At 33.4% G+C, this 19,967-nt stretch carries 20 protein-coding genes; 11 read left to right on the forward strand and 9 right to left on the reverse strand.

The genetic code is table 11. From position 1 onward, the window contains the following. Positions 1–36 precede the first annotated feature (36 nt). Positions 37–1,386, reverse strand: coding sequence for a M28 family metallopeptidase (locus IHE43_RS13830; protein ID WP_192184427.1), 1,350 nt, complete (start codon positions 1,384–1,386; stop codon positions 37–39). A gap of 165 nt (positions 1,387–1,551) precedes the next feature. Between IHE43_RS13830 and IHE43_RS13835 the strand changes: the two genes are divergently transcribed. From IHE43_RS13835 to IHE43_RS13860, 6 genes are all read left to right on the forward strand, one after another. Beyond that, a complete protein-coding gene (locus tag IHE43_RS13835; protein ID WP_192184428.1) occupies positions 1,552–2,409 on the forward strand; it encodes a S1 RNA-binding domain-containing protein in 858 nt (285 codons plus the stop codon). 777 nt (positions 2,410–3,186) lie between these two features. Continuing rightward, positions 3,187–4,020, forward strand: coding sequence for a 1,4-dihydroxy-2-naphthoyl-CoA synthase (locus IHE43_RS13840; protein ID WP_017498510.1), 834 nt, complete (start codon positions 3,187–3,189; stop codon positions 4,018–4,020). Positions 4,021–4,129: 109 nt separating this feature from the next. Next, on the forward strand, positions 4,130–5,092 hold the full coding sequence (gene menA, locus IHE43_RS13845; RefSeq protein ID WP_192184429.1) for a 1,4-dihydroxy-2-naphthoate octaprenyltransferase: 963 nt from the start codon (positions 4,130–4,132) through the stop codon (positions 5,090–5,092). A 27-nt stretch (positions 5,093–5,119) separates the two neighbouring features. After that, on the forward strand, positions 5,120–5,797 hold the full coding sequence (locus tag IHE43_RS13850; protein ID WP_192184430.1) for a metal-dependent hydrolase: 678 nt from the start codon (positions 5,120–5,122) through the stop codon (positions 5,795–5,797). Between the two features lie 266 nt (positions 5,798–6,063). Next, on the forward strand, positions 6,064–7,266 hold the full coding sequence (locus IHE43_RS13855; RefSeq protein ID WP_192184431.1) for a M48 family metallopeptidase: 1,203 nt from the start codon (positions 6,064–6,066) through the stop codon (positions 7,264–7,266). A 222-nt stretch (positions 7,267–7,488) separates the two neighbouring features. Further along, positions 7,489–8,535: an o-succinylbenzoate synthase gene (locus IHE43_RS13860; RefSeq protein WP_192184432.1), complete on the forward strand. Its 1,047-nt coding sequence runs from the start codon at positions 7,489–7,491 to the stop codon at positions 8,533–8,535. Positions 8,536–8,610: 75 nt separating this feature from the next. Here IHE43_RS13860 and IHE43_RS13865 read toward each other — a convergent pair whose 3' ends face one another. Further along, positions 8,611–9,165 carry a hypothetical protein gene (locus IHE43_RS13865; protein ID WP_192184433.1) on the reverse strand — a complete coding sequence of 185 codons (555 nt, stop codon included), beginning with the start codon at positions 9,163–9,165 and terminating at the stop codon, positions 8,611–8,613. A gap of 234 nt (positions 9,166–9,399) precedes the next feature. On the opposite strand from IHE43_RS13865, the gene IHE43_RS13870 reads away from it, so the two are divergent. Together IHE43_RS13870 and IHE43_RS13875 are read left to right on the forward strand one after the other, a co-directional pair. Continuing rightward, complete coding sequence (locus IHE43_RS13870) at positions 9,400–9,876, forward strand: CYTH domain-containing protein (protein WP_192184434.1); 477 nt, start codon at positions 9,400–9,402, stop codon at positions 9,874–9,876. 3 nt (positions 9,877–9,879) lie between these two features. Then, on the forward strand, positions 9,880–10,845 hold the full coding sequence (locus tag IHE43_RS13875) for a YpdA family putative bacillithiol disulfide reductase (protein ID WP_192184435.1): 966 nt from the start codon (positions 9,880–9,882) through the stop codon (positions 10,843–10,845). Positions 10,846–10,953: 108 nt separating this feature from the next. Here IHE43_RS13875 and IHE43_RS13880 read toward each other — a convergent pair whose 3' ends face one another. Next, positions 10,954–12,522 carry a YdiU family protein gene (locus tag IHE43_RS13880; RefSeq protein WP_192184436.1) on the reverse strand — a complete coding sequence of 523 codons (1,569 nt, stop codon included), beginning with the start codon at positions 12,520–12,522 and terminating at the stop codon, positions 10,954–10,956. 178 nt (positions 12,523–12,700) lie between these two features. After that, positions 12,701–13,234 (reverse strand): peptide-methionine (S)-S-oxide reductase MsrA, encoded by a 534-nt coding sequence (msrA, locus tag IHE43_RS13885; protein ID WP_192184437.1) that lies wholly within the window; start codon positions 13,232–13,234, stop codon positions 12,701–12,703. A gap of 182 nt (positions 13,235–13,416) precedes the next feature. Between msrA and IHE43_RS13890 the strand changes: the two genes are divergently transcribed. Next, on the forward strand, positions 13,417–14,904 hold the full coding sequence (locus IHE43_RS13890; RefSeq protein ID WP_192184438.1) for an aminotransferase class V-fold PLP-dependent enzyme: 1,488 nt from the start codon (positions 13,417–13,419) through the stop codon (positions 14,902–14,904). Positions 14,905–15,249: 345 nt separating this feature from the next. Here the strand turns inward: IHE43_RS13890 and IHE43_RS13895 are convergent, their stop codons facing one another. From IHE43_RS13895 to IHE43_RS13915, 5 genes are read right to left on the reverse strand one after another with little or no spacing between them, the layout of a single operon-like run. Continuing rightward, entirely contained in the window at positions 15,250–15,720 is a 471-nt protein-coding gene (locus tag IHE43_RS13895; protein WP_192184439.1) for a nuclear transport factor 2 family protein, read from the reverse strand. 51 nt (positions 15,721–15,771) lie between these two features. Beyond that, positions 15,772–16,296 carry a hypothetical protein gene (locus tag IHE43_RS13900; protein WP_192184440.1) on the reverse strand — a complete coding sequence of 175 codons (525 nt, stop codon included), beginning with the start codon at positions 16,294–16,296 and terminating at the stop codon, positions 15,772–15,774. A 9-nt stretch (positions 16,297–16,305) separates the two neighbouring features. Continuing rightward, positions 16,306–16,782 (reverse strand): hypothetical protein, encoded by a 477-nt coding sequence (locus IHE43_RS13905; protein WP_192184441.1) that lies wholly within the window; start codon positions 16,780–16,782, stop codon positions 16,306–16,308. Between the two features lie 6 nt (positions 16,783–16,788). Further along, positions 16,789–17,466, reverse strand: a complete 678-nt coding sequence (locus IHE43_RS13910) for a peptidoglycan DD-metalloendopeptidase family protein (RefSeq protein WP_192184442.1) — start codon at positions 17,464–17,466, stop codon at positions 16,789–16,791. 12 nt (positions 17,467–17,478) lie between these two features. Further along, positions 17,479–18,144 (reverse strand): spermidine synthase, encoded by a 666-nt coding sequence (locus IHE43_RS13915; protein WP_192184443.1) that lies wholly within the window; start codon positions 18,142–18,144, stop codon positions 17,479–17,481. A gap of 66 nt (positions 18,145–18,210) precedes the next feature. Between IHE43_RS13915 and IHE43_RS13920 the strand changes: the two genes are divergently transcribed. Next, positions 18,211–18,762, forward strand: a complete 552-nt coding sequence (locus tag IHE43_RS13920) for a 1-acyl-sn-glycerol-3-phosphate acyltransferase (RefSeq protein WP_192184444.1) — start codon at positions 18,211–18,213, stop codon at positions 18,760–18,762. Positions 18,763–18,837: 75 nt separating this feature from the next. Beyond that, positions 18,838–19,845 carry a hypothetical protein gene (locus IHE43_RS13925; protein WP_192184445.1) on the forward strand — a complete coding sequence of 336 codons (1,008 nt, stop codon included), beginning with the start codon at positions 18,838–18,840 and terminating at the stop codon, positions 19,843–19,845. Positions 19,846–19,967: the final 122 nt, after the last annotated feature.

Here is a 19,967-nt window from a genome sequence, read left to right on the forward strand (position 1 = left end):
AAAAGCGCCTGTTGGCGCTTTTTTATTGAAACAAATCTAACGAATCGGGATTGGAAATACCGGTATACTGGCATGACCTAAAGCATCTACTGTCTGTACTGTAAAGAAATAATTGTCTTTAGAATAAGGAATCTCGGCTTTCGTATCTTTTACAAAAAATGTTTTTTCCCAATGTGATGAAGAGGTTTCTCTCATCAAAATCTGATAACCAAACTGAGGCTTGTCTTCCGGAGCACTCCAAATTAATGTAGAGGAATTAGAAAGGTTTTTAACTTCAATTCCAACATTTACCGGAGCTTTTGGAGACCACGCCAGATTAGCTAAAACCGCTAAATTGGCACAGGCATTTTTTCTTAAATAATCGAAATCCATAAATTCAGGAAGATCGCCATATTTTATATTGTTCTCCGTTCTTAAATCCTGATGCTGGTGATCAAAATTTTCATTCATTTCACAAAAACGAACGGCTGTAAATCCGTTTTGACTAAAAGGAGTATGATCTCCTCCGCGTAAAAAACGATCGTTTCTGTATACTAATTTTACAGAAAGCTGATCCACATATTGTTCAGTAGTTGTTTTAATATAACGCGCCAATAATCTGGACGGGCTGTCATTATCACGATTAATTGATTTACGCATTTTAGCTTCATCTTCAGTTTCTAAAAACGGGATAGTTTCACTAAAAACTCTAATTTGTGTATTATCTCTTAAATTAGTTCCGCTGGATAAACTGTTTCCAATCATGTCGTTATTCAGCATGGCGATGATATTCCAGTTTGATTCTTTAGCAAATTCAGCCAAATGGCGGGCACCAATAAGTCCTTGTTCTTCGCCAACAACAGCAACAAAAATAATGGTTGCCGGAAAAGATCTTTTACTCATAATCTTAGCTAATTCAATAACGGCTGCAACACCAGATCCGTCGTCATTAGCACCAGGCGCGTCCGATTTTACATTCATTACGTCGGAAACGCGTGAATCAAGATGTCCACTAATAATAAGCACACGATTATCATTAGGGTCAGTTCCTTTTAAAATGGCCATGACATTTCCAAGTTGGCTGTCTACTTTTACCCGTTTTCCGTCTGCTTTAACCGTAAAATAATCTATTGTAGAAGTTAATCTTCCACCAGATTCTAAGGCATATTTGTCAAACTCAGATTTTACCCATTGCTGTGCTGCTCCAATTCCTTTTGTTTTGCTTTTTGTATCACTTAAAGTATGTCTGGTTCCAAAAGTTACCAGTTTTCGAACAGTTGCTTCGAGGTTTTCGGATTTAACTTCTGAAATCATCTTTTTAATTTCCGGATCTTCAGCAACCTGCGAAATACCGATCTGAGAAAATAGTAAAAAGGCAAAAACGAAGTAAAAAGTAATTTTTTTCATTGATTTGGAGTTGATTTACGTTCTCAAATTTAATTAAAAAGCACAAAGTATAATAAGAAGCATCTTGCTTTTTTTTAATTCAAAATATTTTTCGGTTTACCATTTTCAAACTTCGTACATTTGCAGCTGGAAACTTAGTCATTTATCGACTCAGAACTTAAGAATATGATTGAAATAGGAAAATACAATACACTTACCATATTACGCGATACCAAAGTTGGTTTATTTTTAGGAAATCCTGAAAAAGACCCGGAAGGAATTCACGATATATTATTACCGAATAAATACGTTCCAAATGAATTTGAAATAGGCGAGGAGCTTATAGTTTTCGTTTATTTGGACCACGAACAACGTCCTGTTGCAACAACATTAGAGCCTTATATTTTATTGAATGAATTTGCACTTTTAAGAGTAAATTATATCAATCAGGTTGGTGCCTTTATGGATTGGGGAATGGAGAAAGATATCCTTGTTCCTTTTAAAGAACAGGCGCGTCCAATGGAAAAAGGAAAACGTTATTTGGTTTACCTTTATATGGATGAAAAAACCAATCGTTTGGTGGCTTCAAGTAAATTGAACCAATTTTTGTCAAACGATCAGCTTACAGTTGAAAAAGGAGAAGAAGTCGATTTGATAGTTTCACACATTACCGAATTAGGTATTAATGTTATCATCAATGAACAGCACAAAGGTTTGTTGTATAAAGATGAAGTTTACGATGACGCGATCAGAACCGGAGACAGAATGATTGGTTTTATTAAAAACATTCGTCCTGATAATAAAATAGATGTTGCACTACAAGTACAAGGTTATCAAAGTATTGAGCCAAATGCAGAGAAAATTCTGGATGAATTACGTGCTAATCGTGGTTTCCTGAGACTAAATGATGCATCACATCCTGAAGACATTAAAACAGTTTTGAAAATGAGTAAAAAAACCTTCAAAAAAGCAATTGGAGCTTTATACAAAGATAAACTCATCGAAATCAAAGAAGACGGGATTTATCTGGTAAAAGAAAATTAGAAAGTTCTTAAAATTCCAATGCATTCGCTGTTATTGGAATTTGGAATTTTTTTATTGAAATTTTATTTAGAGAATTATTTAAACAAGAAAGGCTGCCCATTACAAGCAGCCTTTCTCTTTTTATTCAGTTTTAAAAAAAATTGTAATTAAAAAAAAACAGAAATAAAATAATTCGAATCCATTAAAAGAATAACAACTTTATAAATTTTAGGAGTTACGCTCTCATCTGGTATGTCTTTAAACAATCAATACGTTCATCTTAAAAGCAAAAAATCAATTTCGCGGCTAATCCATTTGGTTGATAAATAACTTATAGAATGTTTTGGTTAGCATTTTCTTCTTTTTCGTAATCAATCTTATACTAATTACTTAAACAATTCTAGCATTTAACCTTAGGTGCTACTATCTCTTTTTTGAAGTTTTAACAAACGCAAAAATCATTTGCTCATTAGTTAAAGGTTTACTAATAAAAACCGTAAAAAAATGAGCGACAAAATTTTTAATTTTTCTCAAAAAAAGTCATTTTTTAGGTTAATAAATCAGTGAAAGAAAATCAATCATAAATCAGTGAAATAAAATGTATCTCATTGATTTCTAGGGTGTAAAATTACTTAATTATTTTTGAAATCCAATGTTAAATAATGTTATTTTTTGTAAGTAAATAGTATTTGCCACTTTCTAAAGTTATTTTCACGCAGACTTAAGCCGATTTGAGTAGGTAAAAATGTAAAAATGCTTTATTTTTACACTATAATTATTAAAACTAAACAAATAGAAATGGATTGGATTACTGCCAGAGAATTTGAAGATATAACCTATAAAAAATGTAATGGAGTTGCAAGAATAGCATTTAACAGACCTAATGTTAGAAACGCTTTCCGCCCAAAAACAACTTCAGAATTATACCAGGCTTTTTACGATGCACAAGAAGATACTTCGATAGGAGTAGTGTTACTTTCTGCTGAAGGCCCATCAACTAAAGATGGCGTTTATTCTTTTTGCAGTGGTGGCGATCAAAATGCTCGTGGACATCAGGGTTATGTAGGTGAAGACGGACAACATCGTTTGAATATTCTGGAAGTACAACGTTTAATTCGTTTTATGCCAAAAGTGGTTATTGCTGTTGTTCCGGGTTGGGCTGTTGGTGGTGGACATAGTTTGCATGTGGTTTGCGATATGACTTTAGCCAGTAAAGAACACGCTATTTTTAAACAAACAGATGCTGATGTTACCAGTTTTGATGGTGGTTACGGATCAGCTTATTTAGCAAAAATGGTGGGTCAGAAAAAAGCCCGTGAGATTTTCTTTTTAGGAAGAAACTATTCAGCTCAGGAAGCAATGGATATGGGAATGGTAAATGCTGTTATTCCTCACGACGAACTTGAGGCTACTGCTTACGAATGGGCTCAGGAAATTCTTCAAAAATCACCAACTTCTATAAAAATGCTAAAATTCGCCATGAACCTTACAGACGACGGAATGGTAGGACAGCAGGTTTTCGCCGGAGAAGCAACTCGTTTAGCCTACATGACTGAAGAAGCAAAAGAAGGCAGAAATGCATTTTTGGAAAAAAGAAAACCAAATTTCGGAGAAAATAAGTGGCTTCCTTAAAAATAGTAATCAGTCTCAGTCACAGTCTCAGTACTAAACTGCTTACTGCGACTGCGACTGAAAACTCTTAAAGAACCTGAAACAAAATTTAAAAACTAAACAAAACAGAATGAAACATTGGATTGAAGCCGCCAGACTGCGCACATTGCCTTTATCAGTTTCCGGAATTATAGTAGGAAGTATATACGCCTTATCAAACCCAACCGCAACTATCAATACACCAACTGAAGTTTTCAGCTGGAAAATTTTTGGTTTTGCACTTTTAACCACACTTGGTTTACAGGTTTTATCCAATTTTGCAAATGATTACGGAGATGGGGTAAAAGGCACAGACAATGAAGATCGCGTTGGTCCGCAACGTGCCATTCAGAGTGGAGTGATAACGCCTCAGGCTATGAAAAAAGCGATAATCATTACGACTGCGCTGACTCTATTATCAGCAATCATTTTGATTTACTTTGCTTTTGGAGAAAGTAATTTTGGCTATTCAATTTTCTTTTTATTATTGGGAATCGCTGCAATTGTTTCGGCAATTCGTTATACAGTAGGGAATTCAGCTTACGGATACAGAGGTTTTGGAGACGTTTTTGTTTTCATTTTCTTCGGATTAGTAAGTACTTTGGGTGTTAACTTTTTATACTCAAAAGAAGTAGATCCACTTTTAATTTTACCGGCAATCTCTATAGGATTATTTAGCGTTGGGGTTTTAAATCTGAACAATATGCGTGATGAAGAATCAGACAAAAAATCAGGAAAAAATACCATCGTAGTCCAGATTGGTGGTGCAAAAGCTAAAATTTATCATTTTACATTGATCATTACAGCGATGCTTTTAGTGGTTGTTTTTGCCATTTTGAGCGATTATCGTTTCGATCAATATTTGTTTTTATTGGCTTACATTCCTTTAACTAAACATTTAATTACCGTTTATAAAAATCAAAATCCAAAGCTTTTAGATCCGGAATTAAAAAAACTGGCGTTAAGCACTTTCTTGCTTTCAATATTATTGACAGTTTGTATGATTTCATTAATTTCAGACATCATTGTTAATCTTTTCTTAGGCGGAAGATAAAAAAGTACAACTTTAAATTGCTATAAAATGAAAATTACATTCTACGGACACGCTTCTTTAGGTATCGAAGTTGGAGGAAAACATATCATTGTTGATCCTTTTATTACAGGAAATCCACAGGCTTCGGCAATCGATATAAACACATTAAAAGCTGATTATATTTTACTTACGCATGCGCACGGCGATCACGTTTTAGACGTTGAAGCTATTGCAAATCGCACCAATGCTGTAATTGTTTCTAATGCAGAAATAACCAGTTATTATGCCAAATTAGGTCATAAAGCACACCCGATGAATCACGGTGGAAGCTGGAAATTCGATTTTGGAATAGTAAAATATGTAAACGCCATTCACTCAAGTTCTTTTCCTGACGGAAGTTACGGTGGAAATCCTGGAGGTTTTGTTATTGAAGGAGAACACAAAAATATCTACATTGCGGGTGACACAGCTCTTACAATGGATATGAAACTGATCCCGATGCGTACCAAATTAGATTTGGCTATTCTTCCAATCGGAAACAATTTTACTATGGATGTTGAAGATGCCATCATTGCGTCTGATTTTGTGGAATGCGATAAAATCCTAGGCTATCATTTTGATACTTTTGGTTATATCGAAATCAATCATGAAGAATCGATTCGCAAATTTTTCGATAAAGGAAAAGATTTAATGCTTTTGGAAATCGGAGAATCTATTGAATTGTAATTAGTTAAGTTTACAGATATTATCCTGAGCGGAGTCGAAGGATAAGGAGCTATTTCCCGCTTTCGGCTATATCTTTTTTGAGGCGATGAAAAATCACCTCAAAAAAAGGATACCGCCTCTATCGGGGCTAGGGCAGCAGGTTTCAAAAGAAATATTTGGCATAATTTATGTCATTTCGACGGAGGAGAAATGACAAATCTGACGTTTAAAATTAGTTTTATTATAGAATATTCGTGAATCCTACTTAAAAACTTATTACAAGAAATATGAATTTAAAAAAAATTGCCCTATTCTTTTTAATTACAGTTTCATACAGTTCTTTTGCTCAAAAAGACGGTTATTGGGACAAAGAGCGCGCCACAACTAAAGAAATTATAGTTTCTGCCCGTGACCGAATCACTTTAAAAACAGAAGACCTCCCTATAGGAACCACAGAAATCGTGTACCGAATTACACTATTAGACGAAAACCAGCAAATGGCAAATAGTTTGGTTTCGGTATTAAAAGCAATTCCAGACCCAACCGGAATCAGTCAGGGTTCTGCCGGAGCTGTTTTTCTAATGTCAAAAATCTCCGGTGATGACACTTGCACTTATGCACTTTTTACTTCAGAGGAAAATGCAAAAAAATACATTGACGACGGAAAAACAGACAAAGCCTGTTATGCCCAAGTAGATGAAGTTAGTAAAGATGCAAAAAGATTGTCATTAGATAAATCTTCTTGTTTAGGACAAGGCATTAGTACAATTTGGTTTGGTTTTCACAGCAAAAACTGGCTTTTGAATCAAAAAATTGTTTTAGAAGTTGTGCCTTGGGTGGATACTAAATTGAACCGCGGCTGGAATCAGGATAACAAAAACGAAATCATCAGCTTATGCAAAACATCAACAATGGCACAAAAAATGGCCAATTCTGATGATTTTTGCGTTTGTATTTTAGATAAAATCATAAAACAATATCGTTACTCAGAGTTTCAAAAGTTATTACCAATCGAAAAAAACAAAGTATATAAAGATTTTGGAAACGCGTGTTATAAAGACGCTGACATCTCTAAAAATGTATACGGCGATTTACGAACACAGGCTGCTACATTAATAAAACTGCAGAAATACAACGAAGCTATTCCTAAATTAAATACAATCATTAACGACGGAAAAGCAACAGCTATTGACTACAGTTCAATTGGTTACTGCTATATTTTGACCAAACAGTATGCTAAAGCAATTAAATTCTTAAAAGAAGGCGAAAAACTCGACGATACAGAATTGGAGATAAAATTAAACCTCGCTCACGTTTATTTATTAAGCGACGATTATGGTAGTGCAAAACCAATTTACAAAAAGTACCAAATGCAAAATGTGACTGATAGTTTAAGCTGGACAGACAAAACAAAACTTGATTTTACAAACTTCAAAAAAGCAGGTTTACCATCTAAAGACTTCGAAAAAGTCTTAAAGCTTTATAATTAAATGTTTTTCACCATATAAGTGATATAAGTACATTTAATTGTATTGTGGTGAGCGATACAGAACCTGAGTTTTCTTGTAAATTTCCATAATATAGTCTTATAGTACATTATGCAGGACGCTGAAAGTTCAATTTAGTTTTTCTTATATTTCTTTTAAGCTTTAATATTTATAAAGCCAAACTTAAATTTTCTTATATCACTTATATGGTGAAAAAAATAAATCATGCAAGCAACTTATCATAAATACATGCTCGAGTTTAAACGCCCTTCCGGAACTTCCAGAGGCGTTATGACCGAAAAAGAAACCTGGTTTATTGTTGTTGAAGAAAATGGTAAAAAAGGAATAGGTGAGTGTGGTATTTTACGTGGTTTGAGTGCTGATGATCGTGATGATTATGAAGAAAGACTAGATTGGGCCTGCCAGAACATTCATTTGGAAGAAACCGCTCTTTGGGAAGCTCTATTGGAATTTCCTTCAATACAATTCGGAATCGAAATGGCTTTTTTATCTCTTAGAAGTGAAAATCCATATCTTTTATTTCCTTCAGATTTCACCAATTATTCAAAGTCAATTGTAATAAATGGTTTAGTTTGGATGGGAGAAGCTTCTTTTATGAAAGAACAAATCGAAGAGAAATTAGAACAAGGTTTTGATTGTATAAAACTAAAAATTGGAGCGATCGATTTCCAGAAAGAAGTGGAATTATTACAATTTATAAGAAATCATTTTTCTGCAAAGCAAATTGAAATAAGGGTTGATGCTAATGGTGCTTTTGCTTTAAATGAAGCTTTAGATAAATTAAATCAATTAAAAGTATTTCAGTTACATAGTATTGAACAACCAATTAAAAAAGGGAATATTCCGGCCATGGCTGATTTGTGTAAAACGACACCTTTTCCAATTGCTTTGGATGAAGAATTAATTGGGGTATTTTCATTAGAAGAAAAAGAAGCATTGCTGCGGAAAATCCAACCACAATATATTATTCTCAAACCAAGTTTTGTTGGTGGATTTAGAGGAACGCTGGAGTGGATTGATCTCGCCAATAAATATAATATTGGCTGGTGGATAACATCGGCTTTAGAAAGTAATATCGGACTTAATGCAATCTCGCAATGGACTTTTACATTAAATTCTAAAATGCCGCAAGGCTTAGGAACAGGAGCGCTTTACACCAATAATTTCGATTGCCCGCTAGAAGTTTCAAAAGGGCAACTATGGTACAATAAAACAAAAAAATGGGATTCTTCATTTTTTGATAGAGCATAAAAAAATTAACCTAATTCATTAAGAAAAACAAGATTTAAGTAAAGAAACAGAAGAAAACTTTTAAATCTCTTTTCTTCACTCTTTCCCTCCGCGCAATCCGGCTTTCCAGGCTTTAAGCTCCTCCCATTTACCTTCATAAGCTAATAAAGCCTGCTTACCCCAGGTGCTGGGATTATGTATCGCATAATTCTCTCCGCCACCGTCTAATATCGCTTGTAATTTTTCAGTTGATGATTCAGACAAATCTTTCCATGTTGTGATTCCGGCCGCATTAAATAAACCTTCTATTTTCGGTCCAATTCCTTCAACGATTTTCAGATCATTTTCTTTTATTTTTTTGCCAAAAACTGTTTTGGCTATTCCCTCATCAAATAAAAATGTCGGCGTTGAATTAGTTGCAATAGATTGCTTTTTAATAGATTTCGTCTTCTTTTGTACTAAATCAGCCTCCAATGACGAGATTCGGGTAGTTAAACTTTTTGTATGTTTTTTGCAGGCATCTAACTCTGATTGTAGTGAAGAGGCAAGTGAGTGATCCCTATTTGATGCTGACTTCTTTCCTAAAAAATAGCCTGCAATTCCAAATACTATTCCAATTAAAATGGGGATTAAAATATAAGAGATATCCATAACAATAAATTTAGATGAATATTTTAAATTATTGCCTAATGGGAATAAGGCTGAACGCTCTATCAAATTAACAAAAAAATAAATACAGAATGTATTAATAATCAGTTAATTTAATGTTATTGATTTAATTTTTAAGTAGTTATGTTTTTTGATTCTTTTAGACATTATGTGATCTCAATTTCAGGACTGAATTAAAATGAGTAACTTGCATTAAAAATTAATTACAATATTAAAATGATAGAAATTGAAAGAAAGTTTCTTGTTAAATCCAGTGATTTTAAGGAACAGGCTTCTACTCAAAATCAAATTGCGCAAGGTTATTTAAGTTCACTTCCGGAGCGAACAGTACGCGTTAGAATTAAAGGAAAAAAAGGCTTTCTTACTATTAAGGGAATTGGTCATCAAGGTGGTATGTCCCGATTTGAATGGGAAAATGAAATTCCACTGGATGAAGCGCAGGAATTGCTTAAATTATGCGAAAAGGGAAAGATAGAAAAAACACGTTATGAAATACAATCAGGAAAACATATTTTTGAAGTAGATGAATTCTATGGCGAAAATGAAGGTTTGATTATGGCTGAAATTGAATTGGAGTCAGAAACGGAATCTTTTGAAAAACCAGATTGGCTGGGAGAAGAGGTAACAAATGACGAACGATATTACAATGCATATTTAAGCAAAAATCCTTTTAAGACCTGGGAAAAACAATAATTTATGACAGAATATGATTTGATAATTGTGGGAGGTGGTCCGATTGGATTGGCTTGTGCAATTGAAGCTCAAAAGAAAAATTTACGATATTTAATTATAGAAAAAGGTGCTATTGTTAATAGTATTTTCAATTATCCTTTGTACATGACTTTTTTCTCTACTGCCGAAAGGTTAGAAATTGGAAACATTCCGTTTAACTGTCTGGCGCCAAAACCGGGTCGTCAGGAAGCTCTTGAATATTATCGAAATATTCATCGTTATTTCAATTTTTCGATTCATTTGTTTGAAAGAGTGATTACTGTCCAAAAACAAGAAAATTCAATCTTCAAAATTACTTCTAATAAAAATTCATACGAGGCTAAAAACGTTGTTATTGCAACAGGTTTTTATGATATTCCGATAGAAATGAACGTAAAAGGCGAGGAGCTGTCTAAAGTTCGTCATTATTATAAAGAAGCACATGAATATGCTTTTAGAAATGTTTTGATTGTTGGGGCTAATAATTCGTCTGTAGATGCAGCTTTGGAATGCTGGAGGAAAGGCGCAAACGTTACAATGGTAATTCGTAAAAACGAAATCAATAACAGGGTAAAATATTGGGTAAAACCGGATATTGAAAACCGAATTGCTGAAGGAAGTATTACAGCTTATTTTGAATCGAATATTACTGAGATTCGGGAAAATGAAGTTGAAATTGAAACACCAAATGGAAAAGTAACAATTGAAAATGATTTTGTTTTAGCGTTAACAGGATACAAACCAGATTTGGCTTTTCTGGAAAAAATGGGTATTCAACTTTCTAATGATGAATTAAAAATTCCAACCTACAATCCGGAAACAATGGAAACCAATGTTGAAGGTTTATTTTTAGCCGGCGTAGTTTGCGGTGGAATGCAAACGCACAAGTGGTTTATAGAAAACTCGCGCGTTCATGCCAGTATGATTACGGATTATATTACTTCAAAATAAAAAAGTTTGCCACGAATTGCACGAATTTTCACGAATTAAAAATTGTACGATTCGATTTTGTACACAATCCAATTAGTGGGAATTCGTGCAATTCGTGGCAAAAAGTTTTTAAGAACTACAAGAAAGCATCGAACAGCCTACTTTTGAGCGTGCCCAATCAGGTCGTTTTGCAAACCATTTTTGATGTTCCGGTTGTTCATCGTATGGTTTTTGCAGTAGTAAATACAGCTCATTTATTGCAGCATAATCACCTTTGTCGGCGTCATCAATAGCCAATTGTGCCATATAATTTCGCAATACATATTTCGGATTTATTTGATTCATTTTTTCAATACGATCCTCATCTGAAAGCTCTTCCTGATTTAATCTTTGAAGATAAACAGTAAACCATTTCTTCCAGGAATCTAAAATATCTCCTTTAATTTCTTCCGGTAAATAAAAAGAAACCTGAATTTTTTCAATTGCATTTTCAACAGAATCTAACTTTACAATCTTGTTTAAATTTCTAAAAAAGATGGTCATATCCGTTTCAGATAATTCTAGAACTGCTTCTAAACCTGTAATTATTTTACTATCAGTATCAGTTAAAGTAAATAAACCTAACTTGCTTAAAAACATTACTTTATAATCAGATTTAAAATCATTTATAAACGATTCTAAAATCTTTTCTAGTGGTTCTGCTTCATTAACCAACGGGTAGAGCGCGTTTGCTAATTGATACAAATTCCATTGTGCAATCTGAGGTTGATTTCCAAATCTATATCGCCTGTTTTGTGAATCTGTAGTGTTAGGCGTCCAATTCGGATCGTAGTTTTCTAACCAACCGTATGGACCGTAATCAATTGTAATTCCGTGAATCGACATATTATCTGTGTTCATAACGCCATGCACGAAACCAACACGTTGCCAATGAACAATCATTTCTCTGGTAGTATCTGCGACGGTTTTAAAGAACTGTATGTATTGTTCTTTTGGTTCGCCTTTAATTTCAGGAAAATAATGTTTAATCGTAAACTCAACAAACTCTTTTAGATTTTTTAGTTCGTTTCGTGCCGTAAGCATTTCAAAACTTCCAAAACGAATAAATGATGGTGCAACGCGACAAACAATAGCACCTTTTTCGTAAGCTGGATTTCCATTATATAAAACATCCCTTAACACCTGATCTCCTGATAACATTAAGGAAAGTGATCGGGTAGTGGGAACCCCTAAATAATGCATGGCTTCAGCACATAGATACTCACGTATTGAAGAGCGCAAAACAGCCAAACCATCGGCTGTTCTTGAATAGGGTGTTTTTCCTGCACCTTTTAATTGCAAAGTAAAAAACTCGTTATTGTGTTCTATTTCAGTCAAGTTAATAGCTCGACCATCACCTAATTGTCCTGCCCAATTTCCGAATTGATGTCCTGCATAGCACATAGCATAAGGGCGAGTCTCAGGCAAAATTTCTTTTCCTGAAAAAGCATTCAAGAATGATTCTGACTGAATTTCTTCCTTTGTTATTCCAACCAACCCGGCTACTTCTTCAGAAGCATGAATTAACGTTGGATTTGAAGGCTTTGTTGGACTTACATAGGAAAACAGCGTGTTTTTAACCTGACGAATTTCATTGGTTTCATTAGGATCTGCAGGCAATTCAGCCGTAAATCTATTATTTATTTTTAAATTTTTCATTTGAATTTTTTATTTCTTTTGCCACTGATTACTCAGAATAAAACATACTATATCTAAAAGATAGCCACGAATTCACGAATGATTGCGCATAATAATTTAAATAAATTCGTGAATTCGTGGTGGAAATTTTATTCTAAAATTAATCCCGGAATCCTTAAATCTGTGGCAAAACTTTTAATTAGTCTATCAATCTGTCTGCGTACATTTTTTTTAGTTTCTGTACTTTCGGATCAATTATGATTTGGCAATAACGCGCATCCTGATTGTCATTGTAATAATTTTGATGATCTTCTTCTGCTTCATAAAATACTTCAAAAGCTTTCAATTCTGTTACAATTGGATCTTCGTAGAAGGATTTTACTTCTTCAAAAACCTGTTCTGCGATAACTTTTTGTTCTGCATCATGATATAAAATAATTGAGCGATATTGTGTTCCAACATCAGCTCCCTGACGATTAAGCGTTGTTGGATCATGACTAGTCATAAATATAAATAATAAATCATGATATGAAATTATGTCAGGATTAAAAGTGACTTGTATGACTTCGGCATGACCTGTTCTGCCAGTACAAACTTCACGATACGGTGGGTTTTTAATAAAACCTCCCGAATAACCTGATTTTAAAGACTCTACACCATTTAAACGCTGAATTACAGCTTCAATACACCAAAAGCATCCACCACCAAAAGTAGCTACTGATAAATTTACCATATAATAGTATTGTTAAGTTTTATATGTCCTATTAATCCGATAGAATATTATGATAATTTGTTAAAAAAATCGTATTTTAGTTAAAAAAACTAATCAGTTCTTGAATGTTTGAAGTTTACAATTGATAAATTCGCAATTTTGCAAAAAAGCAATTATATTTGCAATCAAACTCACGCACACTAATGAATAGCAAAAATAGTACCATCACTTTAGAGACTTATTTTCAGGATTTTCGCAAAAATATTGTTGGAATTAATCAGGAATTTACATCTCCATACGGCAAAAAACAGATTATTTACACAGATTGGACTGCCAGCGGAAGGTTATACCGACCAATTGAAGAGAAACTTCTGAATCATTTCGGACCTTTTGTCGCGAATACACACACTGAAACTACTGTGTCTGGTACTGCCATGACAAAAGCATATCATCATGCCAGAAATATTATTAAGCGTCATTCTAATGCGAATCAGGATGATGTTTTAATTACGGATGGAACCGGTATGACTGGTGTTATCAATAAATTTCAACGTATTTTGGGCTTAAAAATTCCTGAAAACCTGAAAGATTTTATAACTGTTCCAGCTGAAAAAAAACCTGTTGTTTTTATTTCTCATATGGAACATCACTCGAATCAAACTTCCTGGCTGGAGACAATCGCAGATGTTGAAATTATTCCGTCATGTGAAAAAGGACTTTTTAGTCTTGAAAATTTAGCTAAATTATTAGAGAAATATAATAATAGAACCATAAAAATTGCCTCAATTACGTCATGTTCGAATGTAACAGGTTTAAAAACTCCTTTTCATGAAGCTTCAAAATTAATGCACCAGCATAATGGAGTTTGTTTTGTAGATTTTGCCTGTTCAGGACCTTATGTTGAAATCGATATGCATCCTGAAGATCCGGAAGCATATTTAGATGCTATTTTCTTTTCTCCTCATAAATTTTTAGGTGGTCCCGGAACGTCAGGGGTTTTGATCTTCAATAAAAAATTATACAACAATATGATTCCGGATTGCCCTGGAGGAGGAACAGTAAGCTGGACAAATCCTTGGGGAGAACATAAATATGTTGATAATATTGAAGACCGTGAAGATGGCGGAACTCCCGGATTCTTGCAGGTTATTAAAACGGCACTGGCCATTGAACTAAAAGAAGAAATGGGAATTGAGAACATTTTACAACGTGAGCACGAAATCGTTGATTATGTTTTTGATGAGTTGGAACCAGTTGAGAATATTAAGATTCTTGCCGGACAACATAAAAACCGTTTAGGGGTGGTTTCTTTTTTTATTGAAAATCTACATTTTAATTTAGGTGTAAAATTACTGAATGATAAATTCGGAATTCAAACACGTGGAGGATGCAGCTGTGCCGGAACTTACGGACACTTTTTACTGCATGTTGATCAGGAAACTTCAAATAAACTGGTTGATGAAATCACGATTGGAGATTTGATCAAAAAACCAGGATGGATCAGAATGTCTATTCACCCGACTACAACAGATAAAGAAATCGCTTATGTTTGTGACAGCATTAAAGACCTGGCTAAAAATCACGTAACGTGGGCTTTAGATTATTCTTATAATAACAAAACCAACGAATTTGTTCATAAAAATGCTACTTCATTTGAAGATGATTTAGTTGCTGGTTGGTTTAAGTCTTAATTGGAATGTTTTTTTAACCGCAAAGATCGTTTTTTGAATATGCTTCTTAAAGTTTGCAAAGCTTTGTGGTAACCATATTATTAATAGTAAATTCAATATTTGGTATCGTTTGTCATTTCTGTAAAGGTTAGATATTTCGGTAACAAAATTTACCTTTAATAAATTTTGTTGCGATGAGAAATCACACTAGTAACTCGGTTCCTAAAAGCGAGTTACTAGTGTGTTTGCTTCGTCAGTCGCTATCACTCGAGTCACCTTCGTTGAAATTATAACATAAGAACGGAATAAAAATAAGGCGGAAATATTTTTGACTAATCAGAATTTTTAACTTTCAATTTATGAAAATTATTTTGATTGCTGAAATTTTTTAAGTGACAATAAGGCTTGCTCTTTGATTTTTGCCTGAAAAAAACCTGTCCAGCCCAGCAAATATCCTGTAACTCCAAAGGCTTGCTTGGACCATTTCCACACATCAAAATTATCAGTATGCTTAATAATCAAGCCGTCCTGAAAAATAAATTCAGCTGAAATTTTGTTGATTACTTTTCGGTTTGTTTTACTGAAATTATAAGTAGCTACCCATTTTGCAGAACCTGTAAATTCATCAGCCTTAACATCTGAAAATTCAATTTTAAGATTGCCTTTGCTTTTTAAAATCAACATCTCCCACATTTTAGAGACCTGATCTTCTTTTAGTAAGCCAAAAGCAGGATCAATAAAATGTACTTTTGGGTGATAACATTCACTCATTGTTTTAGCATCGGCATTTGCAAAAGAAGTGTAGAATTTTGCAATTAAATTTTCGTTGACATTCATTTAAATAAAATTAGAATATAAATATAAGAGTAATTATATTAAAATTTTTATTTATAAAGTATTAATTACGGCTGCAGTATCAAATGTTTTTTTTGATTTATCGTATGCTGTCGAAAAGTAAGCTATTTTATTTACTGCAGTAAAATAACCCGTTTGATTTCCAAAAGATTTTGAATTTCCGGTTACAATAAATCTGATACCTTGTATATCTGCTTTTTTAAGCTTAACCATTTCGCTTGGAGTAAAGTAATAATAAGAAGTAGTTTTGCCTTCGACAGTTTCTTTTACATTTTTGTCGACACAGGCAATAACATCTCCATTAGCCAAATCGACATAAACGCCTCCAGAAATTCTTGCTTCAGCATTTGCAGTTGCAATTGATAATTTTAAAATACCACCTTTTTCTGTTTTCGCAATCTGAACATTGGTTTCTCCTGAAAAAGCATATTTCTCACAAATAAACACATAACTTTGCGTTGCCGGATACGCTTTTGAGCCTTTTACGCTCATTGTTTCCTGAGCATTTACAAAAGTTGAAAGTAACAGTAAGATTAAAAAAGGTGTTTTAAATTTCATAGTTTTTGTTTATTGTCCTTCTAATTTAGAATCAAATTTTTCATCCCAATCCATTGATTTTATTGCAGAAACTAAATTATCTTCATTTACAAAAACGCGTAACTCTTTGTTGGCCACTTTTTTGGTGTAGAGCGCGTGATAACGGTAAATAACTTCCTGTTTAGTTCTATAAACGCCATCCAGTTTCAAATCAATAAAACTTCCGTAATATTGTCTAAACCTCTGGCAGGTTTTCGTCAATCGTTCTTCGGTCGTATTTTCCATAACTGATTGTGTAACCTCAGTTTCATTAAAAGGTTTAAATTTTGACGTGTTACAGGTTTCTAAAACCCGCTTACCTAAATCATATGCTTTTTTCTGCTGATTGGCATTAATTTCAGCGGTCGAAACTGGTTTAATTTTTAAATCTTCGGTATCCCTGTTAACAGTTTTAGATTTACATCCAATTAGCAACAACAAACATATAATCAATACTGCTTTCTTCATAACTATTTATGTTATTTTTAATAATAAGTTAGGGTCGGGGCAATTTTGAATGTAAAAATTCAAATCATTACTGTTGCAAACGCCGGGATAATCTCCCCAATAATCTTCAATATTTTGTATAATCTGAAAATGTACATGTGGCGCATAATCTCCGTTAACAGCTGCATTTCCAAGAGTTCCAATTTTTTCACCCTTCTTAAATTGCTTCCCAACACTTAGGTCTTTTATACTTTCTAACGATAAATGTCCATATAAAGTATAAAATTTTTCATTTTCAATTTCGTGTTCTAAAATGATTGTCGGTCCATAATCTCCTAAACCAATATTATTTTTAAAGCTATGTACTTTTCCGTCAAGTGCCGCCAATACAGATGTGTCAACTTTTGTCCAGAGATCAAGACCTATGTGAATATTACGTTCCGGAATAGATTCATTTTTAAAAATGGTACTTCTTTTATATAAGGTTCGACCTTCTATATAACCTCCAAAGGCTACTTCGCCATTATTATTTTTTAAATAATTAGAAATAAAAATTTCAAATTCAGTAGCATTTTCTGGTTTGCTATCCATCAACTCTTTATTCGTTATTGATAAATCTAAAGGAATATATTGTGAAAAATCAATGCTGGAATCGATAATTTTAGTAGGTGGAATGGCTTTTAAAATAGAAACTAGGGTTTTCATAAAAGGTAAAATTTAGGCGACTTTTTCAATTATTATTAGTTCATTATGATCTTCAATGCGGGGCAACATTTTTGAAGAGAAAAGTTTAGAATTTATTTCTGCAATATACTTCCGATTTCTGACATTATGTGCTTCGTCCAGAATCATTGTATTAAAAAGTACAAATCCCTGATCTTTTAAAAGAGAACATACTCTTTCACTGAAAAACCGTTCAAACAAAAAATTAGGCATTTTGGTATCCTCAAAAATATCAATGATTATAAGGTTATATTGATGTTTGGTTTTTAAAACAAATTCAAAAGCATCGTCAATTATGACTTCAAGTTGTTTGATCTGATTGAGATTAAAATAATCATTTGCAATCTGAATCATGTCTGCGTCAATTTCAACACCGGTAATTTTACCTTTGTACTCAATTTCGTCAACTAAAGTTTTGACAACACTTCCACCGGCAACTCCTAACAATAAAATATGATCCATAGTAAGAATGGCTTTATATCCGATATTCCGTAATCCATACCTTAATATACGTTGTAAACTTCCATAAGAATAATTTGTGTTTTCAGAATCCAAAACCAATTCACCATTTGCCCATGTAACTTCGATCATTTTGCTTCTTGCCGATTTTTTCTTGAAAATTTTGATTGGAATCAGATAACTAAAAAATTTTTGGATCATTTGTAAAGCTTTTATTCAAAAATACCATTTTAAATCTTTTATTTTGCATGAAATAATAAATTTTTAATGAAGAAACAGTTGTACAAATTCATCTTTTTTAAGCTGATGGGCTGGAAAATAAGAGGAATTGAAAATGCGGAAGTTAAAAAATGTGTGATGATGGTGATGCCACATACAAGTAATCATGATTTTTATTTAGGAATTTTTACTCGTGGAATTTCGGGATTAGAAATGAACTGGGTTGGAAAGAAAGAATTATTCAGATTTCCTTTTGGATATTATTTCAGAAGTGTAGGAGGTGAACCTCTAGATCGTTCGGGTGGGTTGAATAAAGTCGATTCAATTGCTGCAATTTTTGATCGCAAAGAAGTTTTTCGTTTAGCCGTAGCTCCAGAAGGAACCCGTAAAGAAGTAGCAGAAATTAAAAGTGGATTTTATTATATTGCACTTAAAGCAAATGTGCCAATTATCCCAGTTGCTTTTGATTGGGGTAAAAAAGAAGTTAATTTAGGAAAGCCTTTTTGTCCAACAGGAGATTACGAAGCCGACTTACAAATTTTGAAAAAGCATTATGATGACGTTCTGGGTAAAATTCCGCAAGATGGATTTAGGTTGTAATTTTCTAGTTTTAAACAATTAAATCCAATTTAATGGTTTCATCGTAAGTATAGATAACTTTCTAAAATTATACTTATGAAAAATCTATTTATTACATCTGCTTTTTTGATTTTATGCTTTTCATCTTGTGACAGTAATGATACAGAGAATAATGCGCCAATGCCTGAATCCACTTTAGTAACATCAAGTAATACTTCAGGAAAAATTACCTTCACCAATTTATTAGCTACTGCACCAAATGTAAAATCTTTTACAATAGCTTCTTTAGATGCCGAGGGAATTTCATATAACAGTGAAACTGATGCTGTAATTGTAGCTTCAAGAACGACAAATAAATTAGAAGTCTATTCTGGAATAAAAAATGCTCTTGCAGCGGGTACTGATAATTTAATGTTGTCCCTAAGCAGTATCACTGGTGACTTTACTAACGCCAGGGAAACTGCAGTTTCCGGAGACATAGTTGTAGTCGCACAAGATCAGCTTGCCTCTAACGGTATGATAAACAAACTTTTTGTTTATCAAAAAACAACTAATGGTTTTACATTGTTAAAAACATTTACAACTGATTTCAAACTTTGGGGAATCCACATTAACGGAAATGATTTATTTGCTGTAGCTGACCTGACAGGAGATTTAGTTTTCTTTAAGAATTTTATGACTAATGCCTCCGGAACTATTCCTGCAACAAAAAGAGTTACAATTGCGGGCTTAACACGTTCGCATGGAATTACCTACTCTTCGTCTGATGACATAATGATTTTAACAGATGTTGCAAGTGCAGCCTCAGGAACTGATGGAGGATTAATTATAATAAAAAATTTCTCAAACGTTTTTAATAAAACTGAGGCATCGGCCACGATTGCATTAATGAACCAGATTCGAATTTATGGACCAAATTCTACTCTAGGAAACCCTGTAGATGTAGCATATGATAATGCAACTCAGAAAATATATGTTGCAGAAAGATTAAATGCAGGCGGACAAGTTTTAACCTACAGTTTTCCAATGGCATCGGGTGATTTCGCCCCAATTAATGTAAGAGCAGAAGCTGGTGTTACGTCAATCTTTCTTCTCCGAAAATAATTTACTTTGTGTAAACTATTAAATTATCAGAAAATATGCTTGGCTTCGAAATTGGAGCTAAGGATATTTTTTTTGACATAAAAAGATCTTTTTTTTCAGTTACGTGAGAATCGCTTAAATGA

Origin of the sequence: Flavobacterium sp. MDT1-60, from assembly GCF_014844035.1 — a bacterium.
Classification (GTDB): domain Bacteria; phylum Bacteroidota; class Bacteroidia; order Flavobacteriales; family Flavobacteriaceae; genus Flavobacterium.